31 protein-coding genes and 4 pseudogenes are annotated in these 26,669 nt (G+C 57.7%); 19 read left to right on the top strand and 16 right to left on the bottom strand.

Annotated elements, in window-relative coordinates; translation table 11 throughout:
* Positions 1–115 precede the first annotated feature (115 nt).
* Positions 116–490 carry a hypothetical protein gene (locus FHT93_RS34960; protein ID WP_018116064.1) on the bottom strand — a complete coding sequence of 125 codons (375 nt, stop codon included), beginning with the start codon at positions 488–490 and terminating at the stop codon, positions 116–118.
* A gap of 372 nt (positions 491–862) precedes the next feature.
* Here FHT93_RS34960 and FHT93_RS34965 point away from each other — a divergent pair, with 372 nt between their 5' ends.
* Positions 863–1,075 (top strand): hypothetical protein, encoded by a 213-nt coding sequence (locus FHT93_RS34965; RefSeq protein WP_018116066.1) that lies wholly within the window; start codon positions 863–865, stop codon positions 1,073–1,075.
* A 618-nt stretch (positions 1,076–1,693) separates the two neighbouring features.
* Here FHT93_RS34965 and FHT93_RS34970 read toward each other — a convergent pair.
* Positions 1,694–1,900, bottom strand: a pseudogene (locus tag FHT93_RS34970) (transposase); the annotation flags it as partial.
* Positions 1,901–2,346: 446 nt separating this feature from the next.
* Between FHT93_RS34970 and FHT93_RS34975 the strand changes: the two are divergent.
* The 7 genes from FHT93_RS34975 (at position 2,347) to FHT93_RS35005 (ending at position 8,029) form a co-directional block, all read left to right on the top strand.
* Positions 2,347–2,556: a cold-shock protein gene (locus FHT93_RS34975; RefSeq protein ID WP_016736157.1), complete on the top strand. Its 210-nt coding sequence runs from the start codon at positions 2,347–2,349 to the stop codon at positions 2,554–2,556.
* A 127-nt stretch (positions 2,557–2,683) separates the two neighbouring features.
* A complete protein-coding gene (locus FHT93_RS34980; protein WP_018116070.1) occupies positions 2,684–2,908 on the top strand; it encodes a hypothetical protein in 225 nt (74 codons plus the stop codon).
* A 33-nt stretch (positions 2,909–2,941) separates the two neighbouring features.
* Positions 2,942–3,322: a DUF6481 family protein gene (locus FHT93_RS34985; RefSeq protein WP_112542228.1), complete on the top strand. Its 381-nt coding sequence runs from the start codon at positions 2,942–2,944 to the stop codon at positions 3,320–3,322.
* Between the two features lie 97 nt (positions 3,323–3,419).
* Positions 3,420–3,695: a hypothetical protein gene (locus FHT93_RS34990; RefSeq protein WP_018116075.1), complete on the top strand. Its 276-nt coding sequence runs from the start codon at positions 3,420–3,422 to the stop codon at positions 3,693–3,695.
* 140 nt (positions 3,696–3,835) lie between these two features.
* Positions 3,836–4,828, top strand: a complete 993-nt coding sequence (locus FHT93_RS34995) for a PAS domain S-box protein (protein WP_018116074.1) — start codon at positions 3,836–3,838, stop codon at positions 4,826–4,828.
* Positions 4,829–5,211: 383 nt separating this feature from the next.
* Positions 5,212–6,288, top strand: coding sequence for a histidine kinase dimerization/phosphoacceptor domain -containing protein (locus FHT93_RS35000; protein WP_029616595.1), 1,077 nt, complete (start codon positions 5,212–5,214; stop codon positions 6,286–6,288).
* A 589-nt stretch (positions 6,289–6,877) separates the two neighbouring features.
* Positions 6,878–8,029, top strand: a complete 1,152-nt coding sequence (locus FHT93_RS35005) for an epoxide hydrolase family protein (RefSeq protein WP_183851395.1) — start codon at positions 6,878–6,880, stop codon at positions 8,027–8,029.
* Between the two features lie 4 nt (positions 8,030–8,033).
* Here FHT93_RS35005 and FHT93_RS35010 read toward each other — a convergent pair whose 3' ends face one another.
* Positions 8,034–8,909 (bottom strand): AraC family transcriptional regulator, encoded by an 876-nt coding sequence (locus FHT93_RS35010; RefSeq protein ID WP_018114762.1) that lies wholly within the window; start codon positions 8,907–8,909, stop codon positions 8,034–8,036.
* 177 nt (positions 8,910–9,086) lie between these two features.
* Between FHT93_RS35010 and FHT93_RS35015 the strand changes: the two genes are divergently transcribed.
* Entirely contained in the window at positions 9,087–9,935 is an 849-nt protein-coding gene (locus tag FHT93_RS35015; RefSeq protein ID WP_018114761.1) for an oxidoreductase, read from the top strand.
* 68 nt (positions 9,936–10,003) lie between these two features.
* Here FHT93_RS35015 and FHT93_RS35020 read toward each other — a convergent pair whose 3' ends face one another.
* Positions 10,004–11,062 carry an alpha/beta hydrolase gene (locus tag FHT93_RS35020; RefSeq protein ID WP_183851396.1) on the bottom strand — a complete coding sequence of 353 codons (1,059 nt, stop codon included), beginning with the start codon at positions 11,060–11,062 and terminating at the stop codon, positions 10,004–10,006.
* 278 nt (positions 11,063–11,340) lie between these two features.
* On the opposite strand from FHT93_RS35020, the gene FHT93_RS35025 reads away from it, so the two are divergent.
* Positions 11,341–12,156 carry a LysR family transcriptional regulator gene (locus FHT93_RS35025; RefSeq protein WP_281413487.1) on the top strand — a complete coding sequence of 272 codons (816 nt, stop codon included), beginning with the start codon at positions 11,341–11,343 and terminating at the stop codon, positions 12,154–12,156.
* A 264-nt stretch (positions 12,157–12,420) separates the two neighbouring features.
* Positions 12,421–12,768 (top strand): DUF2934 domain-containing protein, encoded by a 348-nt coding sequence (locus tag FHT93_RS35030; RefSeq protein WP_018114758.1) that lies wholly within the window; start codon positions 12,421–12,423, stop codon positions 12,766–12,768.
* A gap of 335 nt (positions 12,769–13,103) precedes the next feature.
* Here FHT93_RS35030 and FHT93_RS35035 read toward each other — a convergent pair whose 3' ends face one another.
* The 4 genes and pseudogenes from FHT93_RS35035 to FHT93_RS35050 form a co-directional block, all read right to left on the bottom strand.
* Positions 13,104–13,400 carry a type II toxin-antitoxin system RelE/ParE family toxin gene (locus FHT93_RS35035; RefSeq protein ID WP_018114757.1) on the bottom strand — a complete coding sequence of 99 codons (297 nt, stop codon included), beginning with the start codon at positions 13,398–13,400 and terminating at the stop codon, positions 13,104–13,106.
* The gene (locus FHT93_RS35040; RefSeq protein ID WP_018114756.1) at positions 13,397–13,663 is read right to left on the bottom strand and encodes a type II toxin-antitoxin system ParD family antitoxin; all 267 of its coding nucleotides are present in this window, start codon (positions 13,661–13,663) and stop codon (positions 13,397–13,399) included. The genes FHT93_RS35035 and FHT93_RS35040 overlap by 4 nt, the downstream gene beginning before the upstream one ends.
* 350 nt (positions 13,664–14,013) lie before the next feature.
* A pseudogene (locus tag FHT93_RS35045) lies at positions 14,014–14,118 on the bottom strand (hypothetical protein); the annotation flags it as partial.
* Positions 14,119–14,183: 65 nt separating this feature from the next.
* The gene (locus FHT93_RS35050; RefSeq protein WP_183851398.1) at positions 14,184–15,596 is read right to left on the bottom strand and encodes a PLP-dependent aminotransferase family protein; all 1,413 of its coding nucleotides are present in this window, start codon (positions 15,594–15,596) and stop codon (positions 14,184–14,186) included.
* A 93-nt stretch (positions 15,597–15,689) separates the two neighbouring features.
* On the opposite strand from FHT93_RS35050, the gene FHT93_RS35055 reads away from it, so the two are divergent.
* From FHT93_RS35055 to FHT93_RS35085, 7 genes and pseudogenes are all read left to right on the top strand, one after another.
* Positions 15,690–16,109, top strand: coding sequence for a cupin domain-containing protein (locus FHT93_RS35055; RefSeq protein ID WP_018114753.1), 420 nt, complete (start codon positions 15,690–15,692; stop codon positions 16,107–16,109).
* A gap of 17 nt (positions 16,110–16,126) precedes the next feature.
* The gene (locus FHT93_RS35060) at positions 16,127–16,582 is read left to right on the top strand and encodes a carboxymuconolactone decarboxylase family protein (RefSeq protein WP_018114752.1); all 456 of its coding nucleotides are present in this window, start codon (positions 16,127–16,129) and stop codon (positions 16,580–16,582) included.
* Between the two features lie 13 nt (positions 16,583–16,595).
* Positions 16,596–17,258: an HD domain-containing protein gene (locus FHT93_RS35065; protein WP_018114751.1), complete on the top strand. Its 663-nt coding sequence runs from the start codon at positions 16,596–16,598 to the stop codon at positions 17,256–17,258.
* 11 nt (positions 17,259–17,269) lie between these two features.
* Positions 17,270–17,950 (top strand): HD domain-containing protein, encoded by a 681-nt coding sequence (locus FHT93_RS35070; protein WP_210299518.1) that lies wholly within the window; start codon positions 17,270–17,272, stop codon positions 17,948–17,950.
* A gap of 113 nt (positions 17,951–18,063) precedes the next feature.
* Positions 18,064–18,324, top strand: a complete 261-nt coding sequence (locus tag FHT93_RS35075; RefSeq protein WP_246715821.1) for an SDR family NAD(P)-dependent oxidoreductase — start codon at positions 18,064–18,066, stop codon at positions 18,322–18,324.
* A gap of 345 nt (positions 18,325–18,669) precedes the next feature.
* Entirely contained in the window at positions 18,670–18,924 is a 255-nt protein-coding gene (locus FHT93_RS35080) for a plasmid stabilization protein (RefSeq protein WP_183851400.1), read from the top strand.
* Positions 18,921–19,338 (top strand): annotated as a pseudogene (locus FHT93_RS35085) (PIN domain-containing protein). The gene FHT93_RS35080 and the pseudogene FHT93_RS35085 overlap by 4 nt, the downstream one beginning before the upstream one ends.
* A 230-nt stretch (positions 19,339–19,568) precedes the next feature.
* Here FHT93_RS35085 and FHT93_RS35090 read toward each other — a convergent pair.
* The 3 genes and pseudogenes from FHT93_RS35090 to FHT93_RS35100 all read right to left on the bottom strand — a co-directional run.
* Positions 19,569–20,606 (bottom strand): annotated as a pseudogene (locus tag FHT93_RS35090) (trypsin-like peptidase domain-containing protein); the annotation flags it as partial.
* A 67-nt stretch (positions 20,607–20,673) separates the two neighbouring features.
* On the bottom strand, positions 20,674–21,183 hold the full coding sequence (locus FHT93_RS35095; RefSeq protein WP_018114745.1) for an Hsp20/alpha crystallin family protein: 510 nt from the start codon (positions 21,181–21,183) through the stop codon (positions 20,674–20,676).
* 98 nt (positions 21,184–21,281) lie between these two features.
* On the bottom strand, positions 21,282–21,758 hold the full coding sequence (locus tag FHT93_RS35100; protein WP_018114744.1) for an Hsp20 family protein: 477 nt from the start codon (positions 21,756–21,758) through the stop codon (positions 21,282–21,284).
* Between the two features lie 213 nt (positions 21,759–21,971).
* Here FHT93_RS35100 and FHT93_RS35105 point away from each other — a divergent pair, with 213 nt between their 5' ends.
* Complete coding sequence (locus FHT93_RS35105; protein WP_029616405.1) at positions 21,972–22,193, top strand: hypothetical protein; 222 nt, start codon at positions 21,972–21,974, stop codon at positions 22,191–22,193.
* Between the two features lie 29 nt (positions 22,194–22,222).
* Here the strand turns inward: FHT93_RS35105 and FHT93_RS35110 are convergent, their stop codons facing one another.
* The 5 genes from FHT93_RS35110 to FHT93_RS35125 form a co-directional block, all read right to left on the bottom strand.
* Complete coding sequence (locus FHT93_RS35110; RefSeq protein ID WP_183851401.1) at positions 22,223–24,427, bottom strand: amylo-alpha-1,6-glucosidase; 2,205 nt, start codon at positions 24,425–24,427, stop codon at positions 22,223–22,225.
* A gap of 15 nt (positions 24,428–24,442) precedes the next feature.
* Entirely contained in the window at positions 24,443–25,537 is a 1,095-nt protein-coding gene (locus FHT93_RS35115) for a glycosyltransferase family 4 protein (RefSeq protein WP_018114741.1), read from the bottom strand.
* Positions 25,538–25,622: 85 nt separating this feature from the next.
* A complete protein-coding gene (locus tag FHT93_RS35120; RefSeq protein ID WP_183851402.1) occupies positions 25,623–26,042 on the bottom strand; it encodes a hypothetical protein in 420 nt (139 codons plus the stop codon).
* A gap of 49 nt (positions 26,043–26,091) precedes the next feature.
* The gene (locus tag FHT93_RS35855; protein ID WP_246781803.1) at positions 26,092–26,337 is read right to left on the bottom strand and encodes a hypothetical protein; all 246 of its coding nucleotides are present in this window, start codon (positions 26,335–26,337) and stop codon (positions 26,092–26,094) included.
* A gap of 59 nt (positions 26,338–26,396) precedes the next feature.
* The coding region (locus FHT93_RS35125; protein ID WP_281413622.1) for a TCP-1/cpn60 chaperonin family protein at positions 26,397–26,669 on the bottom strand (273 nt) is incomplete at its 5' end.

Consider the following 26,669-nt stretch of genomic DNA (forward strand, 5'->3'; position numbering starts at 1 on the left):
GGGGGCTCCAAAAAGCTTAGATGCCGGAACAGGTACCAAACGGCCAAGCGAGACAGTAGGCTCACAGGGCACGTGTATTAGCGAATCAATTCGGCTGATCCTCGAAGGCCGCCCCTCATTTAAGCGAAAATGAATACCCGCAAGGTCTGCTTGCCTGCCAGGCGGGGCGAGTTTGAGAAAAGGAGAGAATATAAAATTCCGCAATCGAAGCTCTGTCCGAAAATTCGATGGGAATGTTTTCGGCGCGTGGCTGGATGTTTCTATGTCCTCCCTTCTGCAGCGTGTAGTGACAGGAAGCATCGATAACGACGGAGAACAGTATTGTCCGCGATCTACCAGTGGTGATTTTGTAGGAGCGACTGGTTCCCAACGATTGCCCGACCACATCGATACTTTCCTTGAGGTGAAGGGTTTCGAGTGGCTCGGCGCGCGCGCTGATGGGTTGAGCGACGGCTAAAGCGCCCAACAATACCCAATTGAATTTCGACATGATGTCTCCCCAAGCGTACATTTAAGACAAACAGCAAGGGAAATTGCCAGCTCCATCACCATCTCGGACCTTAATCGATGGGTGGCTTAACAAAAAGCCTGAACACGCAGCAGGGAATCCACAGCGCGACGCCTGCTATCACAGATCCTCGCGAGAAGCGCTTTATCCGACTCCGCTGAAGCGCAGTTGACCCGATGCGCTCTGACAATCGCAGCCTGACAGACAACAAGCTGGGTTAGCTTTTCGACCCTGTTTTCGGCGAACCTTAGATCCTTCTTTTGAGAGCGGTGATTTTTCATCTGCTTGATTGGCGTGAAAGCCATCTGACTGCGGTCATTCATCTAAAAGACTTCCTGAGGTGTGAGTTGGCGAATGGCGATTTCTGAACAAACGGATCAGCAATGGGCGTTAGCGGAGTTGCGCGATTCCGAGTTTGATGACCTTGATAAAATCGCTCATCCGCTCGCCGCGGCTATTCTGGTATTCTTCCAAGGTAGGGGTACTGCGGGTGGCATCAGCGAGCGCAGAAATGCGATTCTCTTGCACAGCCTTGGCGCCGAGAGCCCAAATCCGGTCAAAGAGTAGACGGTCTAGTTCTTTGTCTGGCAGAGAATCCACATTACAGTCCGATCGAAGGTTTATCGGGCGAGGCGAACGGTGACTGGAGCTGCGGCAAACCTACCCGGCCGAATTAACTGGCTGGGCATTTGCTCATGCCGATACACCTTAACGGTCTTTATCGACGCCTGGCTCAGATCATAGGTATGGTAACAACGAGGATGCCAATGAGCGCGGCTGTGAGCACTGACGTCTCGATAAGAAAGAGAGTGATTTGCCGTCCCGTAAAGTCTGGAAAATAATATCGCATGATTTTCCTGTTTAAAAATTTATTCTACAAACGTATCGTATCACCGTTCTTCTAAAAATATTTTTTTATTTTCGTGAATGCTAAAGTTTTTTTAGCGTGGTGCATGGGGCTCCTCGTCACCAGAGCGCTGAGGCACTCGGACAGAGCCTGTCTTCAACCTGCCGACCGACATAGTTTGCTTCACATGGAGTGCGCGTTCACGCGCCACACGCAGTTCGTACAGTGCCATTCCCTTGAGAGGCGCCCTCGTCGCGTCATCGTTGCGAGCCCGACGTCCAGGCGACATTTTGTTACGCAGTCGTTAAAGGAGCGATGTCCAGTCATATCAACCCTTCCTTCCCGATCTCAAGCTGCTCGGGCTTCATCTGCCCGGGACCAGGAAACGCCTGCGCCGGGTCTGAACCGTATTCCCTGACCCACTTGCGCAGCACATTCTCATGAATATCCAGGTCGCGGGCGGCTTGCGCAACACTGACCCCGCGCTCTCGCACCAACTTCACTGCCTCAAGCTTGTACTCGCGGCCGAATTTCCTTCGTTGCATTCATGCGCTCCAGTTTCATTGGAAACACCTTCACTCGGTGTCCACGAAACCGGCAGCAGGCCAATCTCGATTTCTTGCCCATAAGGGCGACCTTACAGGGTTGGTCCGCGGCTTCGACTGATAAAAGACCTCCCTTGCAGGCGGTATCGATGATCTGAGAGGAGCGCTGGAGGCAGTCCGGTGAGGACCGCTCTAATCCGCTGCCGGCTGCGGGTCCTTCGCGAAGGAGCAGCCATAAGGAGAATAGCACCACCTTAGAAAACTAACCGTTGACGAACCCGCCCGCCTGCCGTATACAAGCCGCATCGATCTTTTGCTTGCCGAGCTTTGTCTACCGCGCGATTGGCACCGCGCTTTAAGCGAACTTCCCTTTCAAAAATAGTCGGTTTTCGTCCGCGTGGCATCAGCTTCGCGGTTTCTCAACTTTATGCTTGAAAGGGTTCATCATGACCACTGGCACAGTAAAATGGTTCAATTCCACCAAGGGCTTTGGCTTCATCCAGCCTGACGACGGCGGCGCTGACGCCTTCGTTCACATCTCGGCTGTCGAGCGCGCCGGAATGCGTGAACTCGTCGAAGGCCAGAAGATCGGCTTCGAACTCGAGCGCGATCGTAAGTCGGGCAAGATGTCGGCCTGCAATCTGCAGTCCGCTTAATCGATATCCTGCTTCCCCTTGACCACGGATGTACTGGCACTGCCGGGAGCAATGTATCAGTTTGAGGCCAGGCGGGCTCGCCTGGCCTCTTTCGTTTTGGCCTCACAGCCCAGATCGAGGAAATTCGATGACAGAAACGTATAGCAAATCTCGCAGGCAGGCCGAGGCGGCCTTCGGAAATCTCCAGGCCGAGTTTTTCGCCAAGAACAATGCGGCGGAAGAGCTCGCATCGATCGCTCAGGCGCGCGATGCCAAGACCATCAGGCTGCGCGAAGCGCGGCTCGCCAAGGAGCAAGCTGACCGGATCTCCGCAACATCCGCGCTCCTTGCCAAACGATCGAAGTCCAGCTGAGATCATCCCAAACGCAAAGAGTCAGGATATAGATTGAGACACGCCAGAAACAACGAACACACCGACCGACGCGCCGCTGCTGCGGACGCCAAAGCAGCCCTTCTCAAAGCATATCGAGCAGCAAAGACAGCGGCAGAGCCATTACAAGCCGCCAGACAGACGGAGCGCATCTCGCTTGTTGAAGCCCGCGAGGCACGCCGTGCGGAACGGGAACGACTGAAAGCCGAGGAGCGTAGGCGCCTAGAAACTCTTGCGGCGCAAGAGCAGGCAGCCATGGAGGCAGCCGCGGCGGCCGAGATTGAGGCGCAAAAGTCCGCCGAAAACGCCCGGATATCGCTCGTCGTGGAAGACGAGGCCGCTCGCAAGGCTGAGCGGGACAGACGCTATGCTGCCCGCAAGGCCCGTCGGGCTTAGCGTCCGGGCGCCCACATTTTGATGGTTAGGGCCGTGGAATAGATCAGGGCGTGATATACGGTCACGCTCGAACTTACTCATTCCTTAGGAGCCTTTTATGGCACCGGACACGAACGAGCTACAGGCAATCAATACAGCTTGGCAGATAGCGATCCAGGAAATCCTGCGCATGGTGATACGTGACATGTACCATGGTGCTGGCGAAGCGGCCTTCGGCTCCCACATCAAGCGGATCGAAGAAGCGGCCGTCGACAGCATCCAGACGGACTTGAGGCTTCGCGGCACTAACGAGTGGACCGAGATGTTGGTCAAGGAACGGGCCAGCAATTTCGTGACGACGCTCTTGACGTCCTTTACCTATGACCGTGCCTGACCAGGGTTCACGGTCGTCCGAGTCCCGAATTTCTGGGTAAGCGGTAGCGTACCTGAACTTTCTTGTGGTCTTCGAGGTTGATCTGCAAGGCGACCGCCTAAATCACTCCCAGTAGGCAGCAATAAGCCAAGCGGTCGGGCATGGAAGAGCATAGTGCAGAACGGCTCGCAGCCATCGTCGAGTCTTCCTTCGACGCGATCATCAGTAAGGATCTTTCAGGCACGATCGTTAGCTGGAACAGGGCGGCCGAACGCATGTTCGGCTATCCGGAAACCGAGGTGGTCGGAAAATCGATCTATTTGATCATACCCGACGACAAACGGGATGAGGAGGCGGACATCCTGCGCCTGCTGAAACTGGGGGAGCCGATCGAGCCGTTTCAGACGACGCGCCGCCACCGAGACGGACGGATAGTCCCGATCTCGATCACCATTTCTCCAATCAAAAGTCGGGCCGGGAAACTCGTGGGTGCATCGAGCATCGCCCGGGACATCTCGGAGACACGCGAAAGCGATCGCCGGCTTCGCCTGTTGATGCGAGAAATCAATCATCGCGTTAAAAATCAGTACGCCGTCGTCCTTGCCGTTATCCGGCAGACGTCGACACGCTCCCGCTCAATCGAAGAATTTGAGAAGCGGGTCCGCGAACGTATTATGGCCCTGTCTCATTCACATGATCTGCTGTCACAGGTCGATTGGGCGGGGGTGAGGCTCGCCGATCTCGTGGCGCATCAACTCCAACCCTTCGAGGCTCTACAGCCGGTCCAAATTCTGGGCCCGGAAATCGTACTTGACGCCAACGCTGTCCTCAATCTTGGCATGGCCTTCCACGAACTGATCATGAATGCGATGCGCTTCGGGGTTACGGATGTTGGCGGAATATCCGTCACTTGGGGGCTGACGAGCGGAGAGGGCGGCGACATATTCGAGCTCGTCTGGTCTGAGCCGGCGGTGGCTTACGCCGATCTACTGGCGCATGAGGACGGGTTCGGCGCCCTCGTTCTTGGTAAGCTGGTGCCATCCGCCTTGTCCGGCCAAGCGCAATGGAGTTTCACGGACGGACTGATCGTCTGGAAGCTGACAGCGCCGCTTGCACGCATCCAGATCGGGCTGGGATCTGCGGCCTTGCTCTGACTATGCCCAGGGAGCGAGCCGAGCAGATGTCTGCAACATCCGCGCTGCTTGCCGAACGACCCAAGCCCACCCAAAGATTTGGGACACGCCAGAAAGCAGCTCGCCGACAGACGCTTCGCGGCTGCGGACTCTCAGGCGTCCCCTCTCACTGGAACCGGCCTGCAAAGATGGCGGTAGAGCTATCACGATCAGCAACGCGAGCGCATCTCTCTTGTCCACGCTCGAGAAGCGGGCCGGCCGGAGCTGGAACAATTGAGGCTCGCGAAGCGCTAAAAGCCGGTCAAAGAACCGCTTGATTGGCATGGCGTTCCAAAAATCGGAATCCCTTAGCGCCGCGCCATCCGGCATGATAAGCAGCGCAGGATAAATGGTGCGGGTTGGAAATGACTGAAACTGAAGAATCACCGATGAGCCCTGAAACAGTGGCGGACCTTCCTCATCTTGATGAGGCGTTGGATGATCACCGTTTCCGCCAATTCCTCGATCACGTGCCGTTCGGAGTGGCCGTGGCGGAACTCGCGTCGACCGAGGTGCTTGTATACGCCAACATTGAATTCGAGCGTTTGATGGGGGTTTCAGCAGAGGAGCTGCAGGGCAAGCCATGGTCATCGCTTCCGCTGGCGCGCTCTGTAAGTGGAGACCTGGACCTTGCGACTGCGATTGTGGCCGGCGAGGAGTATCTGGGGACGTTTTCGACATCCGCCAGGACTGAGCCAGAGTCGCATATTGACGCCTGGTCGAATACAATCGTCAATGACGCTGGCACCCCTCTCTTTCGTCTTGTCGCAATCGCGGCCACGAATAGTGGCCAGACCGGGACTGACCTGGCCACCGCGCTGGCGGAAAAGGACGTGCTGCTCAAGGAGTTGCAGCACAGGGTCAAAAACAATCTTCAGATGATCACCGCGCTGATCCGTATGGAAGCCCGGAACGCGCAACATCCGGACGAAGGCGAGCGCTTCAACCGACTTGCAGGCCGGGTAGACGCGCTGACAATCCTCTACCGTTCCCTTTCCGATACCAACGCGGATGAGACTGTCGATCTCGGGACGTATGTGAGCCAGATTGCTTCGGCAGTTATGGCCGCGCATTCGGTTCAGGGTATTCGGCTTGATATGAAAGTCGACACCTGGCCCGTTTCCGTCAATATTGCGATGCCGGTTGGTTTGGTCGTCAACGAGCTGATGACGAACGCACTCAAACATGCATTCAAGGATCGTGAGGGCGGCGAGATCGTCCTGCGCTGCGTCGTGGATGATGCGGGCTGTAGGATCTCGGTTGCAGACAATGGCGTCGGTCTTAGCAATCCTTCCGACTGGCCGCGGCGGGGAAAATTGAGCGCCATGATCGTGCAATCGATCAAGCAGAACGCCAAGGCGGATGTTCAGGTCGTTTCAACGCCTGGCATGGGCATGAAGGTCACCATCGTTTTTGAAAAGCGGGAAACAAATCGGCCTTAAATCGGCATTTATCGCACCGGGAAGATTGAATAATGGCGCCGTAGGACTTGTAAGCCAAGGACGAGCGCTACGGCTTTCGCGGATCGCCCGATATCAAACGTTCTCGTTCGCTACCTTCTGAGCTACCAAGGCCTTGGCGGGCTGTATCCTCGGGTCCACGGGTGTACGGACGACGCTTTGTCCGGTTCCGCTGCTGGTTGGGCATTTACCTTCGAGGCCGCTGGGTTCGGCAAGGGCGTTGCGGACAGCAGCACTTTGGGAGTGATCGCCGCGACCTTCAGAAAGTCGTCCACTGACCACCTCTTTTCAGCGCCCCCAAGCCTGTGTGGGAGGACGACGAGGTAGATCGTGCGTGCTCATTACGGTCTTAAGGGTGTCGAAATGGCCCGACGGCGCTCCACACCGAGGAAGGGAGCAGCCGCCTCACCCACGCGCAAGCCGTCACGCAGACGCCGACGGACGCCGCTGCAGAAGCTCACGTAATGACGGTGCGGCTGAGCGAAGACGGGCTGGCCGACCCATCTTCGCTCAGACTTGCATTCGACCGCCAAGGCTCTAAGTCAAGCGCTGGTGACGGCGAGGCGCGGCAATGATCATCAATCCCTTCCTGATCGAAATTCCGGACGGCGAATTGCGTGATCTCGAACAACGACTTCGAAACACTCGATGGCCAGGCGCAATCGATCCGCAGACTTGGGCCGATGGCAGTAGCCTCTCTTTCATGCGAGACCTTGTCGGCTACTGGCTGGAGAAGTTCGATTGGAAAGCCCAGGAAGCGCGCCTGAACCGCTTATCGCAGTTCGTTGCCGAAATTGCCGGACTCAAGATCCACTTCATCCTTGTGAAGGGGAAGGGGCCATCGCCGATGCCTCTTATCTTGACCCACGGATGGCCGGGGTCCTTCCTCGAGATGGAACGTGTGATTCCTCTGTTGACAGACCCCGTGGCTCATGGAGGCAACGAGCGCGACGCCTTTGACCTCGTGGTGCCGTCGCTCCCGGGCTATGCGTTTTCGTCGGCACCCGAGAGACCAGGAATAAGTCCATTTGAGATAGCCGGACTTTGGCAGAAACTGATGATCGGATTGGGATACGAGCGATTTGGCGCCCAGGGCGGAGACATCGGAGCGGCTGTTTCGAGCTGGCTCGGGTTTCGCTTCCCGGGAAACGTTATCGGGCTCCACCTGAACTACATTCCCGGAAGCTTCTCCGCGCCGTTGGACGAGGGGCTTGCTCAGCTGTCGCCAGCGGAAAAGGATTTCAGGAAGGCCGCGGCGAACTGGGCGGATAAAGAGGGTGCATATGCGCATATACAAGCGACAAAGCCCCAGACACTCGCATACGGGATCTCGGACTCTCCGGTCGGGCTTGCGGCGTGGCTTGTCGAAAAATTCAGCTCATGGAGCGACTGCAACGGCGATGTCCTGAGCGTCTTCACAATGGATACCCTCCTGACGGAGATTTGCCTGTATTGGTTCAGCGGATCGCTCGACGCATCCCTCAGGCTCTACAAGGAAAGCAAGGCACAGCCGCTATCTTTCCGGAAAGGGCAGCGGATTACCCCGCCGGTCGCGATTTCCCATTTCGCGAAGGAGCTGCCGCAGCCACCGCGCTCCTGGGTGGAGCGAGTTTACAATGTGGTTGCTTGGAACGAGCATGTGGCAGGAGGGCATTTGGCTGCCATGGAAAGACCGGAAGAATTGGTGGCGGACATCCGTGCCCATTTTGGCAGTCTACGCTGAGCGACTACCTAACACCTCTGAGATGAGCGGTATCCGCTGCAGGCGGCCGCCCAAACAGGCGCTTGTACTCCCGGGTGAATTGTGTCTGGCTGTCATAACCGACATCGAAGGCGACCCGACGGGCACTGACCCCGCCAATCAGAAGTCGCCTGCGTGCCTCCTGAAGTCGGATGGCTGACCTGTATTCAAACGGGGACATTGTCGTTAACGCCTTGAAATGGCGATGAAGCGAGGTAGGGCTCATGCCAACTCTATTGGCGAGTTCTAATATGGTCATCGGCTTAGCGAAGTTGTCTTTTATCCAGGATGTGACCTTGCCGATATTCGCAATCATCGTTCCGTTGGTCGCGAAATCGCGTAGCAGTGCTCCGTGCTCGCTCTGCAGGAAACGGTAGTATAGTTCGAACTTCGTCGCGTGAAGAAGCACGACCAGTTCATCCGGCCGATCGAGAAGGCCCAAAAGCCGAAACGCCGTCTCGGCCATTTCGCATGATTGATCGCCAACAGTCAGTCCGAAACTCTCCGAAGGCCGCTCAGCCGGGCTGAACCTTTGCAGAACCTCCACAAGGTCTTGCCGGCTAAGTTCAAGGGACCATGCGAAGTGCGGATTGGCTTCGGACGCAGCGGTGATGCTGGCCGAAACCGGCAAGTCGATCGTGGACATGAAGTATTGACCTGAATGAACATCAAAGGTCCTCCCCCCGGACGAGATCCTCTTTTGGCCTTGGAGAACCATGCATATGCGCGGCGCATACACGCTATCCACCGGCGAGGTCGGTTCCTTGACGTTGAAGATCGACAGGCCGTCGATAGATGTGAATTGCCGGGGAGATTTAGCATGCCGATCGATAATCGAAATTAGCGCTTGTAGTGTCGTCATTGACTGTCCCCCGATGGATAAATGGGGCCGAACCTAGTTCGAGACGCCGGTTTTGGTAGGATCGTAGGAAACATTGGTAGCTTTGGTCTATCGTTTTTCGCATGCGCTCTCCATTTCCATGACAACCGGTCGCAGAAGTGGCCGCGGCACGGCCTACTGAAATTAAGGAGTTTCGCAATGTCTCTGACACCTGTTTGGTTCATTACTGGCGCATCTGGAGGCTTCGGCCTGGAAATCGCCAAGCTCGTCTTGCAGCAAGGATATCGGGCGGTCCTTACCGCGAGAGATCCCTCGCGCTTTGCCGATATCGTTGAACAACATCCCGACAACGCGATTGCGCTAAAGTTGGACGTCACCTCGAAGCCGGCGATCGCCGCCGCGGTCAAGGAGGCGCTGCAAAGGTTTGGCAGGATCGACGTCCTCGTTAACAACGCCGGATACGGCTACCTTGCAGCGATCGAAGAAGGAGAGGACGACGATATCCGCAGGCAGTTCGACACGAACCTTTTCGGCCTCATCGATGTCACGAAGCAAGTCCTCCCCGGGATGCGGGCCAGGAGAAGCGGTACAGTCGTCAACATGTCTTCCCTCGGTGGCCTGATGGCGTTTGCCGCGACCGGATACTACCACGCTACTAAGTTTGCTGTGGAGGCGGTCTGTGAGTCGCTCGCTCAGGAGGTCGCACCTCTTGGCATCAAAGTGATCATCGTCGAACCGGGAGCATTCCGAACAAACTGGGCAGGGAGCTCCATGAAGGAGTCGCCCGTCGCGATCGCCGATTACGCCGAAACCGCAGGCAAACGTCGGGAGAGCACAAAAGCGGGCTCAGGCAAGCAGCCGGGCGATCCGGCAAGGGCGGCGCTCGCCATCCTCAAGGCTGTCGAAGCCGACGAGCCGCCCCTGCGCTTGTTATTGGGAAAACCTGCTTTAGACCTTGCCTACAAACGTCTTGAATCGCTCAAGAACAACTTTGACCGGTGGCGCGAGACAACCCTAAGCGCCGACTTTCACGAGGCCAAGCGCTGAGGGACCAGTTCCAGAAACAGGGGCGGCTTCCGGCTGCAGCCACGCATTGCTGCGTGGCTCACGCAGCGCTAATTTGGGCCAAGCAATTTCTCACCATCGATCCAGCTCCGGATTGCGGATGTGGCGCCCTGCTTTAGCTCCAACGGCAGCCAATGTCCGGCCGACATGTTAGTGACCGTAAGATTGGCGCAGGCTTCCCGCATCGGATCGCCCTGCCGATTGTCAATGATCGTGCAGATTTGATCATACTCACCGTTCAGGAAGAGGACGGGCTGCGACAACCGACCGCCGGACGGGGCAAGGCGAGCGTAGGCCGCATTGGCGGCTCCGTTGCGATACAATTCACAGGATGAACGAAAGCCGCGTCGTTTGTAGGCGTCAACCAAAGTCTCGAAATCATCCGCCGGCCACAAGGAGGTGTCGGGCGGCGTGGGAGGTGCTCTATGCCGTGCTCCAAAACGTCCTCCCTTCGCTGTCACGGTCGCGGTCGCCGAAACCTTTCCAACGGTCTTCGGGTCCCCCGGTTGAAAGATCGAGGCAAGCGAAGCCGGGATGTCGGCGTCAAGATCGACGACAGCCGCTTCGAAATGCGTCGTGTAATAGCGGTAGTAGTCCCACTGACCATCCGGATAACGATCCTGGGGATAGATGCGTCGATCCACCAGATTGGTGAGCGTCCCAAGATCATTGGAAGCTGGAAAGTATGCCCACGACACCAAGGCAGCGGCCCGGCATCGTTGCCCCTCATGCGCCGCCAACGCTCCAACCGCAATGCTTCCCCAATCATGACCAACCCAGATCGCGGGCGTGCCACCGAGATGGTCGTGAAGTTCGCACAGATCTCTGACAATCTCCTCGATCGAGTAGCCGGCGCTATCAGACGGCGCGAACGATCCACCAAACCCACGCAAGTCAGGGGCGATACAGTGCCACCCATTGGCAGCAAACGCTTCCATCTGCGCCCGCCATAGCAAACCGATGCCGGGCCACCCGTGGACGAATATCATCAACGGCCCATCAGATGGTCCGCTTTCGAGATAATGCGTATGCTGTCGCGCCGAGGTGAAAATATGAGAGGATAGAAGCGTCGCCGCCGATGCTGGCGATCGAAAGCCGAGAATGCTCATCGCCCGATCCCGGTCAGCAGCGACCTGCGATGGATTGTTGTTGTCATCATTGATGGCACCTCGCTATCTGACCCTTGCTTCGCCTTAGAGGGCCGCGATGACCCGTCGTGCATATAGTAGGGTGTTGATTTCAGAGAATTAGCGCCAGATCATCGCATGCAGCTTGAAGTCAAACTTAAAGGTGAACCTTGCGATACAGGGACGTTCTCGAGGGTGTTCCCATATTCGTTGCCGTGGCTGAAGCGGGCAGCTTCTCGGAGGCGGCGCGTCGGCTCGGGATGACACCGTCGGCGGTAAGTCAGGCGGTCAAATCGTTGGAGGCCAAGCTAGGCGCGCCCCTTTTGCGCCGCTCTACGAGGAGCGTCAGCCTGACTGACGTCGGCAGCGATTATTTGGCTGTTGCCGCGCCGGCATTGTCCGCCCTTCGACGAGCGGCTGACGATGCGGCTGGGCGAGGTGGCCGTCCTTCGGGTCCGTTGAAACTGACGATGTCGCGCGCGCCATTCGACATGATGATCGGTGACGCTTTAGTGGCCTTCAAAGACGCCTATCCGCAGGTCCAGCTTGAGATCGCCGTCGAAGCGAAGATGGTGGACATCGTAAAGGAGGGTTACGACGCCGGACTGCGCTATGGTGGCTCTATCTCCAAGGAAATGGTTGCCGTCCGCGTTGCGCCGGAAAGCGAAGCGGTGCTGGTGGCATCTGAGCAATATCTGTCGTCACGGGGAACACCGCAGGATACGACCGACCTCATGACGCATAGGTGCGTCCTCTGCCGTAGCCAGGTGTCGGGTCTATTGCTACCGTGGCGATTGGATCGCGGCAGCGAAAGCTTCGACGTCACGCCGGTGGACGCGACAATCGTACATGACCTAGCGTCACAGATCGATTTGGCTGCAAAGGGGATTGGAATTGTGCTGGCGCCGATTGCGTCGGTTGAACGGCATCTCGCATCCGGCGACCTGGTTCGCGTTCTGCCCGAATGGTCGTCAAGACGAGAAGCCTTGTTTTTGTATTCTCCCAGCCGACGGCACCAGTCGGCAGCTTTGAGAGCCTTCGTGGCGTTTCTAAGCAAGCCGAATGCACAAATCTGAGGAGCGATGGTATGCACCCCCTCGTGAACACGGCGGTAGGGCGATTGGAACTACCAGCTATTCTCGGCAGCCGGTGACTAGGGCTGCAGAGATGTTTTTTTGCAGATACCCTGGTGTTGCTAACGCCGCTTGATAATCACCAATAAGCGGCTGGGCCGTGCTGGCGGTGTCGTTGGTGACCGTCGAAGCCGAGGTCACGACGACGACGCCGGAACATCGGGTACACTGTGACGTTTTTCGAGCGACCTCAAAAGGAGAGCGAATATGGCAAAGCAGCCCAAGAATGCCGCGAAGGATACACAACTGGACAATTCCTCCGGAGACGGCGCGGGACGTGAAGATCGGACGCAGGAAACAACGAACCGCATACGCGATCGTGCAAATCAGATTTGGGAGGCGGAGGGGCGTCCAGAAGGTCGGCGCGAGGAGCATTGGCTGCAGGCGGAGCACGAGATCCTCCATGGGATGGACGAGCTCGGCGGCGATGATGTTCCGAACTTGGCAGCGCTTCGGGAAGCCGCGAGAGAGCATACCGACGCGTTTATCGTGAAAAGTGATCTGGAGGACTCAGATGAGCGCGATGCGACGCCGGGTGTTAGGGAACAACCTTAATCGATTGCGCCGAACGAGATTGTCGGCATTGCGGATTGCGGGCTGAATCCGCTTCCTTGTCTCCATGCGCAGTGTCCCAGCATTCGTTTCGGAACTCATTCGTGCGGCCAAGCCATCGGCCAGACCGTTGCCCGCTCTGATCCCGAGCACTATCAGTCGTTCCGGAGCGTTTGACTGCTCTGGCCAGCACCTATGATTTAAGGATGAGGACGCTAAGCAACAGGTCGCCAGTTCATGTCGCATCCACTGCAGAACTGCGCTTCGACGCCGACATGCGCGCCGCCGTAGCCCTCGGACTCTCCTTCGGTGGCCCCGGTGTCGCCCTAGCTCGACTTTCATTCGCCAATGAGGGCGGCACCATAGTCGGTGGCACCATGAAGAATATGGATGATGACGACCTTTGCGTTCTTAACGCGGTAGAAGATCAGGTAGTTGCGATGTACGCGTCGCCGGATACCATATTTTTCATAGCTCGGGACGAGGGCGAAGCCGTTTGGGGTATCGACAAGATCTTCGCACCTGCGCCGCAGCGCCCGGATGAATGAAAGTGCGCGCTGCGGATTGCGCTCAGCAATGTAATCTGCGATCTGTTCGAGATCGCTTTCCGCCTCATTAGAAAACTCAAGGATCATGCCGGTTTTTCGGCATTGTCAGCCATTGCGCGGTATTTCGCATCAAGACGGTCAAAAACATCGCTTGCCGACTTAGTCCGGCCAGCGTCTGCATCAGCAATGCCGCGCATGATGGAGGCATCCAGCGCTGCGAGACGAGCCTCGCGGTCCTGGATCAACCGCACCCCTTCACGCAAAACTTCGCTTTTCGAGCCATAGCGACCCGTCTCCACGAGTTTCTGAACATAACTTTCAAGCTGCTTTCCCAGATCGGCGCTGATCATGCGGTTTCTCCGTCATATTTTCCAAGACTATGTAGATCACTTATGAACTATTATCAAGAACTTTGAGCTTATTCCTACCTGTTCGGCGCTCGCGAGCTGTGCCTTGCCAATGTGCCTGAACGCCCCATCGAGCAGCTGAGTTATAAGTTTCTGCCAAAACCTTATAACGAGCCTGAACGCGGGCAATTTTTTCGGTTGTTTCGCGATGCATCAACGAAGATTGGTTGCGTTAAGGTGGCAGTGATTGGGCTCAGTGCGGCTAAACGCATTAGGCTACCACAAGTAACCCATTGGGTCCCTATGTTGGCGGGGTATGAATAGCCCCGTTTTGTAGACACCCTCGGTTAGATTTCTAGCTCCTCGAGTTGCAGCTCTATCTGCTCAGGGAGCCGCACCTTACGCTCGGACCGGCTGCCGTAGAGTTCACGGCGAACCTTGTCGATCTCCAGCTTGATCAGTCAGTTCCTCGTTCGATCGGATCACTATTGGAGAAGCACCGAATAAGGCGATTTGGTTGCGCCTATGAACATCGCATGATTGTCTCGATCAGGCGCTCGCACGTGCGCACAACGTTCTTGACAGGTGCGGTCGCGACACCGAGCAACAGTCCTGCCTTTGCCGTTTCAGCGGACGCATACCATGGTGAAAGCGGTGCGGGAAACGTGCCGAAGGTTAGTGCATCCCTGGCGATCGCAACGTCGGGTGCGCCCCTAGGCAGCTTAAGAAGGACCGACAGACCCGGAGCCGAGACCGAACGCGGGCCTAGAGCGTCGCTGAAATGGTTGAGAACCGGCTGCCGTATCGCCGCGTAGGCACGTTTGATCCTCCTCAGGTGTCGCATGTAGTGCCCTTCTCGTATGAACTCGGAAATCGCCAACTGAACCGATGGACCGGGAGGCGGTGACAGGCAGGCCGCCACGTCGGCGAACCGTCCTGCGAGTTCGGCTGGAGCGATAACGAAACCGAGCCGGAGGGCCGGACTGATCGTTTTGCTGAACGAACCAATGTGGACGACACGGCCGCCGTTATCGATCGAGGCGAGCGCCGGCGCGGCCCGCCCGCTCAACTGGAGCTCGCTGAGGTAGTCATCCTCGACGATCCAGGCTCCGCTGCGCTCCGCCCACTCGAGGAGCAGGAGACGTCTCTGCAAAGACAAAGTTGCCCCGAGCGGTGCTTGCTGGCCGGGCGTCAGCACCGCGAGCCTCGCGTCAGGATAGTTGCGTATTCCGCGATCGACGTCGAGCCCTTCGCCGTCGACCGGGACCGGAACCGGGTGCACTTGAGCAAGCTCAAGGGCCCGCCGCGTCCAGGGAAATCCCGGATCCTCGAACCACGCGCTGTGGCCCTGCAGCCCGAGAACATTGAGGGTCAGTCCAAGTCCGCCTGCAAAGCCGCCGGTGATGATGACCTGAGAAGCCGAGCAGTTGATCCCTCTGGCCACGGCCAGATACATGGCGATCTCCCGTCTCAATTCCAGCTCTCCGCGAGGATCGGGGTACAGAGGCGGCGAACTCAGCTCAGCGCGGACGGCACTTGCACGCAGTCGTGCGAGTAACTTGGAGGGCATAGTGTGAGATGCGGGGACACCCATCTGAAACAGTGCTGGCCCCTGGGTCATCTCAAGATATGTCTCTACGAACGAACCTGCCGTAGGCGACCCTTCGGTTCTGGATGTCGCCCGTGGACGATCGGCAACGTACGTTCCGGCGGCCTTCGCAGCTTGGATCAACTGAGCTGCGGCAAGCTTTTCGTAAGCAGTCCGCACTGTACCCCGCGCGACGCCGAGCTGGGCTGCAAGATCCTGCCACGACGGAAGTCGTGCCCCCGGCTCCAGTACACCGTCTTCTATAGCTTTCGCGATTCCCCTGCGGATCTGCTCTGACAGGGAATGTTTCCCCGATCGGTCCACGGTCAGTTTCAGCAGTGTGCTCATTCACTCATGGTACACTACTTCTTCGCATTCTTGGTTCTTTTTTCTGCATCATGGTGGGAGCATTTTGAATGCATCTCTGAAGGAGCATGAACCATGAGCAGATTGATAAAATCCGCCGCGGCCGCACTGGCGATTGCCATCCCGCTTGCTGGGCCGGTGTCGGCCCACGACGCCGGTCGGGAAAGCGTCACTCCGACGTTTTCTCAGGCCATCGCCAATATCCCCGGCAAGTCGATGCGCGTCGTGGAAGTCGACTACGCGCCCGGCGCCTCGTCCCTTCCCCACACGCATGCAGCCTCCGCCTTCATCTTCGCCTACGTCCTCGCAGGCGAGGTGGAATCCAAGGTCAACGACGGCGAGGTCCGCCGGTACAAGGCGGGTGAAAGCTGGTTCGAGGCGCCGGGCGCAATGCACCTGGTCAGCCGCAACGCCAGCAAGACGGCACCCGCAAAGCTGCTGGCCGTGTTCGTCGTCGATACCGACGAAACGAAGCTCACCACCCCCGTCAAGTAACAGAAGGAATTTGAATCATGACAAGAAGGCTCGACTACAATCAGGTCGCTCCGAACGGCGCCAAGGCGCTCGGCGGCGTCTACGGCTACGTCCTGCAGAGCGGTCTGCCGGGCGAGCTTGTAGATCTCGTGTATATGCGCATATCGCAGATCAACAATTGCGCCTACTGCCTCGACATGCACACCCGCGAACTCATCAAGCGAGGCGTCAAGATCGAGAAGTTGGCCTTGGTCCAGGCTTGGGAGGAAGGCGGAAGCCTCTTCAGTGATACCGAACGTGCTGCGCTGGCTTGGGCCGAAACCGTCACCCTCGTAGCGGAGACAGGTGTTCCGGACGACGCATATGACGCAGCGCGCCAGGTCTTCGATGAGAAGCAGCTTGTCGATCTGACGATCGCCATCAGCCTGATGAACAGCTACAATCGCATGGCTATAAGCTTCCGCAACACACCTCAAGCGGTCCTTGAGGTTTGACGGAGGATGAGACATGGCTGTCGTTGAAATTTCTGGCATCAGGATTCCGGACAGCAGGCTGGCTCGCGAAGCGAGCGAGTTCGTCCGGGAGACGGAGAGCAAGTTGCTTTTCGAGCACTCCACGCGTGTCTATTTCTGGGGCGCGATGGCGGGGCGGCAGAGAGGCGTCAACTTCGATGCGGAACTGCTGTTCGCGGCAGCCATGTTCCACGATGTCGGCCTGACGTCTCGCTTTAATGAAAGCAGACTGCGCTTCGAAATCGACGGCGCGAACGCCGCCCGTGATTTCCTTCGCAGTCACGGTGTGTCGGAAGACGACATTCAGAAGGTCTGGCTCGCGATCGCGCTGCACACCACGCCGGGGATTTCGGCGCATCTAGATTCTATTGCCGCTCTGACCGTCGAAGGCGTCATGATGGACCTTGTCGGCGCCGGCTACGACCGGTTCGGCGAAAACCAGCGAGCTGCCGTCGAAGCAACATATCCCCGCGGAGCCAACTTCATCGAACACCTGCTCCAGGCACTTTACGATGGCCTGGAGCATCGTCCGGAGGTCACACAGGGAACAGGTCTTGCCGACGTGATGGCGGACAAGAACCCTCATTTTAATCGCCGCGATTTCTGCTGCCTGATGCGGAATTCTCCGTGGGCATGCGACGATTGCAGCTCCAGCTAAGAGGTTTCGTCATGTCGGAAATACTCCAGGGAGTACGAATCCCTGACAGCAAGCTCGCCCACGAAGTCACGCAGTTCATCCGTGACACTCAAAGCGACCTGCTCTTTCATCACTCCGTTCGGGTCTACTTCTGGGGAGCGATGACCGGAAACAGAAAGCGAAAGATCTTCGACCCTGAACTGCTTTACTCTGCTTGCATGTTCCACGACGTCGGACTGACAGAGCAGTATGGCGACAGCCAACTCCGCTTTGAGGTCGATGGCGCCAATGCCGCAGCCGACTTTCTCCGAAGTCGTGGGATCGCGCCGGGGCAGATCGAGATCGTCTGGAACGCTGTCGCGCTTCACACCACTCCCGGCATTCCGGAATTCATGCGCCCGGAGATCGCACTGGTTCAGGCGGGGGCCGGAATGGACGTAGTGGGACGTGGCTTCGAGGAGTTTTCTCCCGCTGAACGCGAGGCTGTCGTCGCAGCGTATCCTCGCGAGGAGGCTTTCGCAGACGGCATTATTGAAGCCTTCTATCGGGGAATGAAACATCGTCCTCAGAGCACGTTCGGTACATTCAACGACGACGTGCTCGCGTTTAAGGATCCAACGTTCGAGCGGTTGAACATCTGCAAGGCGATACTCAGCTCCCGATGGAAAGTCGAGCCTCGCCGCTGCGGAAACGCGTGCGACCACGCTCATTGAGCAAATGAGAATTTTCGGGTCTGCCGACGTTCACCTCAGCGCGCCACTGCGAATGTTGGATTGTCGAGCCCTGCGCGCTCGATAAGACGAAAAAGACGACCATGAAGACACGAATGGTTCTCGTCACCGGCGCGAGCAGGGGCATTGGCAGAGCGCTGTCACATCGCCTTGCCGAGTCCGGCCATCCGGTGGTCGGCGTCGCACGCGAGAAGGATCCGGCCTTTCCCGGCGAACTGGCCGCTATCGATCTCGATGACGATCGCGGTGCCGCCGGAGCTTTGCTGAGGCATTCCCAAACGAAGAAATCGTGCAACAGCTTGTTGCCCATTTGCCCTGGGGCCATAACGGCCCGAGCGGGCGCTCTGTCAGGCTGAGGCGATCCTTTCCTTGAGCTCTGCGAGTAGGGATACGTGATTACCATCTGGTGCAGGGACAAGGGTCGTGATATCGCCGGTCTGTACCAGCTGCCGCCCCAAAGGCTTCATTTCGTTTCAGGGGTCGACCGTTTTACAAATTCTCCGAAACATAACAGTTTCGCCTAAGAGATGGGATTCCGGTCAAATCCCATCAACTGCCTAAAATCGGGGCGGCCGGTTCGCATCCCGCGAAAGCGGGAGATTTGACCCCCTTGTGCTGCAGGCGTCTTTTCAAAGCGACTTGAAAGTTTGCTTCATGCGTACTTTGATATCAAAGCCATCGTTTCTAAAGGAATGATATCAATGCCTGCGGTTACCATCCGAAATCTTTCTGAGGAAACACATCGTGCCTTGCGGGTGCGAGCGGCTCATCACGGCCGCAGTACTGAGGCCGAGATCCGTGACGTCCTCGAAGCGGCCGTTCGTCCCGCAGAACGCGTAAAGCTTGGCTCGTTGCTGGCGGCTATCGGTCGTGACGCTGAGCTTTCCAAGGGTGACGTTGACGCCTTGCAGAAGAGTCGCGACAAGATGCCTGCTGAGCCGATGACCGTCGAATGATCTTGCTAGACACCCATGTAATATCGGAGCCATGGAAGCCGGCTCCCAACGAGGCAGTGGTCGCGTGGTTGGATGCCCAAACCATTGAGACGCTGTTTCTTTCGGCAATAACGATCGGTGAACTTCGCTTCGGGATCGCGGCTATGCCGTCAGGAAAACGTCAAACTATCCTTCGTGATCGCCTTGAGGGTGAAGTGCGGCTGCACTTTTCCGAGCGTATCCTGCCATTCAATCTGCTGACTTCGCATTTCTACTCGGACTGATGGCTCGTGTCCGAGTATCTGGCAAAGCGATTGGCGCGGCTGACGGCTATATTGCTGCCCAGCAGCAGCCAACGGCCTAGCGATCGCAAATCGCGACACAAGCCCGTTCGGGGCCGCTGGATTGAAAGTGATTGACCCCTGGGTGCGATAGCGACAGGTGGATCTAGACGTCGTAGGTTCGTATCGGTTCAAGGCGATGGTTTCCGCTAGAGCTCATCGAGTGCTTCTTAGCGTTCGCAACAGCCAACGAAAGCTGTTACCATTGAATTGCATATTGATGAGCATTCCCGGCCGTGGACGAACCACGGCCGGAAACATGAAAAGCGGCAACTTTTATGATCCGCTCACGCGTGCCTTAACCGTACGCTCCGAGCCACTGCTCCTGACGGTCAGCTCGATCTGCGAGCCAACGGGCGTCAGGCCGATGCGATTGCGCAGATCAGCAGCGCCATGAACCGGTCGACCATCGACAGCTGCCACCACGTCACCCGGTTTCAAACCCGCACCAGCGGCCGGAGATCCTTGCTCAACCGCCGCGATCAGCGCGCCGCCCGCGTCATCCAGTCCGAGCGAAGCCGCGATATCGGAATCAAGATCCTGAATCGCAACGCCAAGCTTGCCGCGAATGACCTCGCCATGTTGGATCAGCTGGGTCATCACCAATCTTGCGATCTTGGCCGGTACGGCGAAGCCGATACCGATGTTGCCGCCAGCCGGGCTGAGGATCGCGGAGTTGATCCCCACAAGCCTGCCGTCAAAGGTTACCAACGCGCCGCCCGAGTTGCCGGGATTGATCGAAGCGTCCGTCTGGATAAAATCTTCATAACCATCGCGGCTAAGACCGCTTCGGCCAAGCGCGCTGACGATGCCCGACGTGACGGTCTGACCAAGCCCAAACGGATTGCCGATTGCCACAACATAATCGCCAACGCGCAATGCATCCGAGTCGCCAAAAGGCAACGTTGTCAGATTGCGTGCCGGTATCTGGAGCACTGCGATGTCGGTACCCTTGTCGGAGCCGACAAGCCTCGCATCCAGCCGCCTTCCGTCCTTGAGCGTCACGAGGATCTTACGGGCATTGGCGACGACATGATGGTTCGTCAACACGTAACCTCGTGTCGCATCGACGATGACCCCCGATCCGGCGCTTAGACGAGGTTCCGCCTGAGGCTTATCCGGAAGGTTGAAGTAGCGGCGGAAATAGGGGTCGCTGTAGAGCGGGTTATCCTCTTCGGGCGCCTGCGAGACAACCGAGATGTTGACAACTGCCGGCGTGACTTTTTCCAGCATCGGAGCAAGCGTCGGCACGCTGCCGCCGATCCCGGACACGAACTGTGCCTGGGCAGGAGCGCCGCCAATGAGCAGGGAGACGGTGAAGACGATAATCAATGGCCTGATGAGCCTTATGAACGCAGACATGGTCCCTCCTTCGTTTCGAACATGCTGACGCAGAAAGAAGCCGGAGGACGTCCTCCGGCTTCTTTCCTTAATGTTTGATCTCGATGCGTTTGACCTGCGACTGCGCCTTCTCATCCTTGGGCAAGGTCACGGTCAGCACGCCGTTTCGGAAGCGCGCATCGACCTCGTCTTCCCTGACTTCGACGGCGAGCGGAATACGGCGCTCGAAGCGGCCATAGTAGCGCTCAGTGAATTGGCGATCCTTGTCTTCGGTCTCCGAGCGCTTCTCGCCCTTTAGCGTCAGCACGCCATCATTAAGGAGGACCTCGATGTCCTTCTCCTCCAGGCCGGGGACTTCGGCCGTGATCCTGATCTCCTTGTCGGTGTCGGAGATCTCAACGCTCGGCCAGCCGGAACCGAGGCTGGAAGTGCTGGTGAACGACGGTAGACCGGAGCCGAAGCCGCGGAAGACGTCGTCGAACAGGCGGTTTACCTCGCGATGCAGCGACAGGAAGGGATCACGGTCGTCATCGCGCGGAAGACTTGGAACCTGATTGCCATTGCTTCGGCCCCAAGGAATCAGATCACGAACACTCATGTTTCTTCTCCTTATCTTGTGGTTCATTTGACATAGCTTCGCTGCAGGCCCCAGGCGTCGTTCGGGGCCTTGGGCGCGCAGTTGCGCCGATGGATGGCTTAAGCCGCCTGCTTGTGGGCTTCGATCTGCTTCGTCTCACTCATGGGCAGCGCTTCGCCGGTGCTGATTGCGATCTGGCGCGGTTTCATTTCCTCGGGGATTTCGCGCTTCAGATCGATGGTCAGCAGACCGTTGACGAGGCCAGCACCCACGACCTTGACGTGGTCGGCAAGTTCGAACCGGCGTTGGAACGAGCGGGCGGCGATGCCGCGATGCAGATACTGTGCATCGTCAGCATTTGCCTTCTGGCCGGATACGAAGAGCATGCTCTGATCCTGCGTGATCGTCAGTTCGTCCTGCGAAAAGCCGGCCACTGCCATGGCAATGTGGTACGCGTCCTCACCAGACTTGACGATGTCATACGGCGGCCAGTTGTCGATCGTTTCGACGCGGCTTGCAGCTTGGAGCGCATTTAGCATTCGGTCGAATCCAATGCTCGACCGGAACAGGGGAGAGAAATCGAGGTTTGCTCTCATAGCCATATCCTCCTTGTAAGCAACATGGATACAAGAAGACGCCAAGAGCACATGGCGCCTCCTGGACTTGCCGACCCCCATTGGGCGATCGGACAATATTGATATAATTCAGTAGCTTGTGGTTTCAAGAACTTTGGATTTGCCCGGTAGAAAAATTTGATTTTTCTGTTTGGACCACCAGATTTCTGTGATGAAACAAAAGGAGCAATGGGTATGACAATGACCTCCGAAGACGTCATCGCCATCCTCGGACCTGTCGACGAAACTTTGATAGCTGATGTGGTGGCGACTGGTGCCAACCAAGCTGAACTGGCGGAAGCCTTCGCGTGGGTCAACAGCGACGAAGCGTTGATGAGTGAACGGCGGCCTCTGCCGACAGGCAGGACCGCCTTGTTGATCGACCTTCTCGTCTCAGACCAAGAGGAGTTGGAGTAGGCGTGGCGCCCGCATGGAAGCAGCCTCGCCTATGCGGTGGTCAGCACGCGAACCTCGCCCTGGCGACCGACAGTGTCAACCACTACACTGCGTCCGGAGCGGCGAATTGCGACGTCGGCCCGGCCGTTTCCGACCCGCAGGTGTCGCAGCATCACCTCGTCCAGGAACGGAGGCAGTTGCGGCTCGTCGAAGCTGATGATCCGGGCATTCGGCTCGAAGTCGAGGCCGAGACAGGATTGCAGCAGAAGGAGGGGGGCTGCGGCCGCCCATGCCTGCGGAGAGCAGGCAACAGGATAGAAGGTCGGCCCCTGAGCCCGCTGGCGTGGCAAGCCACAAAAGAGTTCCGGAAGACGGCGCAAGTCCAGATATGTCGAGGCCGCAAAAAGACCCTCGAAGATCCGAGCTGCCTCAGTGCGGTAGCCGTAGCGGGCGAGACCGCTGGCAATCATTGCATTGTCATGCGGCCAGACAGAGCCATTGTGATAGCTCATCGGATTGTAGCGCGCCTCGGTGGAGGCGATGGTGCGAATACCCCAGCCGCAAAAGGACGAGGCGCTCATCAGAGTTTTGGCAACCTGTGTGGCCCGCTCCGGATACGCGACGCCGGTGAAGAGGGCATGGCCCGCATTCGAGGACCGGACCCTGCAAGGTTGCTTGTTCCCATCGAGCGCTAGTACAAAGGTGCCGAGTTCCTCGTCGAAGAAACTCGTATCGAAGGCACGACGAAGACCTTCCGCCCTTGCCAAAAATTTTGCCGCGCGTTCGGGCCTGCCGAGCAGGAGGAAAATCGCGGCAGCTGCCTGCCAGGCGCCATAAACATAGGCCTGAACCTCGGCAATGGCGATCGGGCCTTTGGCAAGCGTACCATCGGCGTGGAAAACCGAGTCGTGACTGTCTTTCCAGGCCTGATTGATCAGCCCTTCCTCCGTCAATCGCCCGTATTCGACGAAACCATCACCGTCGCGATCGCCGTGTTCATCGATCCAGGTAAGAGCGGCCTCGATATTCGGCAGAAGGCGATTGATTGTGGCAAAATCGCCGGTTCGTTTCAGGTACTCGCCTGCCAGTAATATGAACAATGGTGTGGAGTCGATACTGCCGTAATATCGGCGGAAGGGCACTTCGCCCAGTTCGGCCATTTCGCCATAGCGCACTTCATGCAAGATTTTTCCCGGTTCGGCGTCTGCTGCCGGATCGACTTCTGTCGCCTGGTTCGCCGCAAGATGGCCAAGTACGCCACAGGCAATGCGCGGATCAAGCCACAGCGTTTCCAGCGCCGTGATCAGCGCATCGCGTCCGAAAACCGTGCTGAACCAAGGAATCCCGGCGTAGGGATAGGGGCCCTCCGGCTTGTCGGTCATTAACATGTAAAGGTCGGAGACGCTTCGCCGGGCGACCTCGTTAAAAATATCGTTGGACGTGACGATCGATGCCGCGCGCGAGGAAGATGAGCGCAATGCACGGCGGGCATCCCGCAGGCCAAGGAAAAACGACTGGTAGCCTAGAGCTTTATCTTTGGCTTGGTCGCAGCAGATCTGGATGAATAGCGACCGCGTTTCATGTGGCGCCAGATCAAGATCATAAATGACATGGCCGCTCCCAAGTTCGTCTGGGCGCGGCTCGAAGGACAACCGCGTGAGGCGCTTCTGATCGTCGAGGCCGATGTAGGACAGAAGAACGCGGTCCTGTTCCACCACGGCCGGAAGCTGGCGGCCTTTCTTCGCCCTGACGGTTCCGCGAACCTCGAACAGATCGGCAAAGTCCGCTCCGAACGAAATTTCGATGCGCACTTGTTGTCGTCGCTCGTCGTAGTTCCTTACCGCCAAGCGCTCATAACAACCGGCATTCCACAGAAAGCGTGTCCTGCGCATATGAATGAGATCATGCTCAAGTGTGAGCTTCCCCTTTTCATCAGAAAAGTCGGGATTGGTCAAATCGCAGGTTAGCGTGGCATTGTCGTCGCGCAGCGTCGACGAGAGAAGCATCGGGCGCTTGCCGCTGATCGTCAGGTGCAGATGCGAGAGGTAACGCGTGTCCCGATGGAAGATGCCTTCCGGGCTGCCGGGCCCGGGGAGCGCGTCACCATTGTGATCGAAGACGGCGAATGTGTCGCCGTGCTTCAGGGTGCGAGGCCGCCGCTCGTGAAGCGAGGCGGTCGCCGGAATGAAAAATTGCGCGATCGGTGCCTGGCCACCTGCAGGCGCGGAACCGTCGTGTGCAGAAGAGATCGACATGCTGATGGCCTCCGATTATGCCACGATCTGAAGATCGAGGTCCTGACCGTTAGCACGGCGCAGCGGGGCCGCTTTGGTACGGACGCCGGGAAGATTGCGATAGATGTCAAGATAGTCCTGTGCCATCCGCTCGGCGCTAAAACGCTTCTCGAAGGTCGCACGAACCTTCTTTCGATCCATCTTGAGCGCCCATTCGACGTTCTCAGCGGCCTCCGTCACGCTGTCGACGAGAATGCCCGACGCGCCATTGTCGATGACTTCCGGCGTAGAGCCGCAGCTAAATGCGATGACGGGCGTGCCACAGGCCATCGCTTCGATCATGACGAGCCCGAACGGCTCGGGCCAGTCGATCGGGAATAGCAGGGCGCCGGCATTGCCGAGGAAGGCGGCCTTCTGACGCTCGTTGATCTCGCCGATGAATTCGACGTTCGAATGGCTCCTGACCATCGGCTCGATCACCGTTTCCCAATAGGCCTTGTCCGCGTTGTCGATCTTTGCGGCCATCTTCAAGGGCACACCAACTTTCGCAGCGATTTCGATCGCCCGGTCGGGCCGTTTCTCCGGCGATATTCGCCCGAGGAACGCGAGGTAGTTGCCTTTGGGCCTTTCCGTGAATGGCAGCAGGTCGAGAGGCAGGCCATGATATACCGTCCCTGACCAGTTGACCGGCGGCATTGGGCGGCGCTGATCATTGGAGATCGACACCAGCGGGATATCGGGAAAAGCCGAGTAGAAGGGCTTGAGGTCCGGCAGGTCAAGACGGCCGTGCAGCGTTGTCACTGTGCGATCGGCAAACTCCCGGATCAGCGGGAAATGCAGGAGATCGATGTGGAAGTGCAGTACATCGAATTCGTGCGCCCGCCGGCGAAATTCCTCCAGCATCACAACCTGATGCGGCAGGTGATCCTTGACTGCCGGGTTGAGGCGCAGCGCGACGTCCGAGCACGACACGAGTTTCGCTGCGGTAATCGAATCTCCGCTGGCAAAAAGTGTGACGTCATGACCTTGGGCGACGAGTGTGTCGGTGAGATAGGAAACAATGCGCTCGGTTCCACCATAAAGCTTGGGCGGAACGCTTTCGGCGAGCGGTGCGATCTGAGCGATCTTCATCGGCAAAACCTCCTCATTTGAGAAAAGAGTCGACGGCAAAAATCAGGTTCGCGTCCTCCAGAGGCACGCGGCAGGTGCGAAGTGGCTATATCTCGAATGGTTGTCGGCGACGTTCTCCTTTCCAATAACTGCACAGGCCGAGCCCGCCAAATCGGCGCGTTCGCGGATTGCGGCGGTGGCGTCTGCGCACGGCGGAGCGAGCGCACACGCGTTCGCCGCTTGCTTCACCGTCCTTATCCAGGATCTTCAAAGCGTCGATGATGTCGTCGTAGGACACGGCTTTATTCGTGCCGGGATAAAGTCGAAGGGCTGGGATTGATTCGACCGAAAAGATGTCGGAGGCCCATGACGCGAGAATGGCTCGCTTCTCGCCTCTGCTGATATGCTCGTTGTGAAGCACATCGCTTGGATGATTGAACTGCGTGGCCGGATGAAGCAGATGCGCAACGCTGATCGCCGTTGCGGCTTCCATTGCGACAGAGGACTTTATGTTTTCCTTTCTCATCGTCTGGCTCCACTGATATCGGTTCTATGGAACTCATTTTAGGAGTTGTTCAAGGGGCCCGGAGCACATCGTTTTCGAATATCCCTCGCGCGGCCTGAACCATCGTTTTGAGATGATCGGGCTCGTGGACGCCCTGCCGGTACAGTTCCACGAGGACGGTTGCTACGCGGTCAGCTTCTTCCGACTTCTTGACGAACCCGGCGCTCGATTGGATTTTGTCGAAGACTTTCCGGCAGACCGCGAGGTCTTTCGAGTGGAGTGGCTCGGGTGAGTGCTTAAGCCTTGCTTGAACCATGTGTTTCACCTTCCTCAATAATGGCTCGTCCCATACTGTGGGACGAGCCACAGTGACGCTTAGAAGTCCATTCCGGCGCCAGCGGGTATTGCCGGAGCGGCGTCCTTCTTAGGCTTTTCAGCAATCATTGCTTCCGTGGTCACAAGAAGGCCGGCGACCGATGCTGCATCCTGGAGTGCGGTACGCACGACCTTGGCCGGGTCGATAACGCCTTGAGCGTAGAGATCGCCGTATTCCCCGGTCTGGGCATTCCAGCCGAAGGAGAACTCGGCCTTCTCCCGCAGCTTGCCAACGATGACCGAACCTTCGGCGCCGGCGTTTTCCGCGATCTG

It is taken from the genome of Rhizobium sp. BK379 (assembly GCF_014193955.1).
Taxonomy (GTDB): domain Bacteria; phylum Pseudomonadota; class Alphaproteobacteria; order Rhizobiales; family Rhizobiaceae; genus Rhizobium.

Bases quoted from the DNA above. Each gene is read 5' to 3' on its own strand.
- FHT93_RS35105 (WP_029616405.1), top strand. From the start codon at position 21,972: ATGACAATGACCTCCGAAGACGTCATCGCCATCCTCGGACCTGTCGAC.
- FHT93_RS35110 (WP_183851401.1), bottom strand. From the start codon at position 24,427: ATGTCGATCTCTTCTGCACACGACGGTTCCGCGCCTGCAGGTGGCCAG.
- FHT93_RS35100 (WP_018114744.1), bottom strand. From the start codon at position 21,758: ATGAGAGCAAACCTCGATTTCTCTCCCCTGTTCCGGTCGAGCATTGGA.
- FHT93_RS35020 (WP_183851396.1), bottom strand. From the start codon at position 11,062: ATGAGCATTCTCGGCTTTCGATCGCCAGCATCGGCGGCGACGCTTCTA.
- FHT93_RS35070 (WP_210299518.1), top strand. From the start codon at position 17,270: ATGTCGGAAATACTCCAGGGAGTACGAATCCCTGACAGCAAGCTCGCC.
- FHT93_RS35095 (WP_018114745.1), bottom strand. From the start codon at position 21,183: ATGAGTGTTCGTGATCTGATTCCTTGGGGCCGAAGCAATGGCAATCAG.
- FHT93_RS35040 (WP_018114756.1), bottom strand. From the start codon at position 13,663: ATGATCAGCGCCGATCTGGGAAAGCAGCTTGAAAGTTATGTTCAGAAA.
- FHT93_RS34975 (WP_016736157.1), top strand. From the start codon at position 2,347: ATGACCACTGGCACAGTAAAATGGTTCAATTCCACCAAGGGCTTTGGC.
- FHT93_RS35015 (WP_018114761.1), top strand. From the start codon at position 9,087: ATGTCTCTGACACCTGTTTGGTTCATTACTGGCGCATCTGGAGGCTTC.
- FHT93_RS35030 (WP_018114758.1), top strand. From the start codon at position 12,421: ATGGCAAAGCAGCCCAAGAATGCCGCGAAGGATACACAACTGGACAAT.
- FHT93_RS35010 (WP_018114762.1), bottom strand. From the start codon at position 8,909: ATGACGACACTACAAGCGCTAATTTCGATTATCGATCGGCATGCTAAA.
- FHT93_RS35035 (WP_018114757.1), bottom strand. From the start codon at position 13,400: ATGATCCTTGAGTTTTCTAATGAGGCGGAAAGCGATCTCGAACAGATC.
- FHT93_RS35065 (WP_018114751.1), top strand. From the start codon at position 16,596: ATGGCTGTCGTTGAAATTTCTGGCATCAGGATTCCGGACAGCAGGCTG.
- FHT93_RS35055 (WP_018114753.1), top strand. From the start codon at position 15,690: ATGAGCAGATTGATAAAATCCGCCGCGGCCGCACTGGCGATTGCCATC.
- FHT93_RS35115 (WP_018114741.1), bottom strand. From the start codon at position 25,537: ATGAAGATCGCTCAGATCGCACCGCTCGCCGAAAGCGTTCCGCCCAAG.
- FHT93_RS34990 (WP_018116075.1), top strand. From the start codon at position 3,420: ATGGCACCGGACACGAACGAGCTACAGGCAATCAATACAGCTTGGCAG.
- FHT93_RS35025 (WP_281413487.1), top strand. From the start codon at position 11,341: ATGACACCGTCGGCGGTAAGTCAGGCGGTCAAATCGTTGGAGGCCAAG.
- FHT93_RS35000 (WP_029616595.1), top strand. From the start codon at position 5,212: ATGACTGAAACTGAAGAATCACCGATGAGCCCTGAAACAGTGGCGGAC.
- FHT93_RS34980 (WP_018116070.1), top strand. From the start codon at position 2,684: ATGACAGAAACGTATAGCAAATCTCGCAGGCAGGCCGAGGCGGCCTTC.
- FHT93_RS35050 (WP_183851398.1), bottom strand. From the start codon at position 15,596: ATGAGCACACTGCTGAAACTGACCGTGGACCGATCGGGGAAACATTCC.
- FHT93_RS35855 (WP_246781803.1), bottom strand. From the start codon at position 26,337: ATGGTTCAAGCAAGGCTTAAGCACTCACCCGAGCCACTCCACTCGAAA.
- FHT93_RS34995 (WP_018116074.1), top strand. From the start codon at position 3,836: ATGGAAGAGCATAGTGCAGAACGGCTCGCAGCCATCGTCGAGTCTTCC.
- FHT93_RS34960 (WP_018116064.1), bottom strand. From the start codon at position 490: ATGTCGAAATTCAATTGGGTATTGTTGGGCGCTTTAGCCGTCGCTCAA.
- FHT93_RS35005 (WP_183851395.1), top strand. From the start codon at position 6,878: ATGATCATCAATCCCTTCCTGATCGAAATTCCGGACGGCGAATTGCGT.
- FHT93_RS35120 (WP_183851402.1), bottom strand. From the start codon at position 26,042: ATGAGAAAGGAAAACATAAAGTCCTCTGTCGCAATGGAAGCCGCAACG.
- FHT93_RS35080 (WP_183851400.1), top strand. From the start codon at position 18,670: ATGCCTGCGGTTACCATCCGAAATCTTTCTGAGGAAACACATCGTGCC.
- FHT93_RS35060 (WP_018114752.1), top strand. From the start codon at position 16,127: ATGACAAGAAGGCTCGACTACAATCAGGTCGCTCCGAACGGCGCCAAG.
- FHT93_RS35075 (WP_246715821.1), top strand. From the start codon at position 18,064: ATGGTTCTCGTCACCGGCGCGAGCAGGGGCATTGGCAGAGCGCTGTCA.
- FHT93_RS34965 (WP_018116066.1), top strand. From the start codon at position 863: ATGGCGATTTCTGAACAAACGGATCAGCAATGGGCGTTAGCGGAGTTG.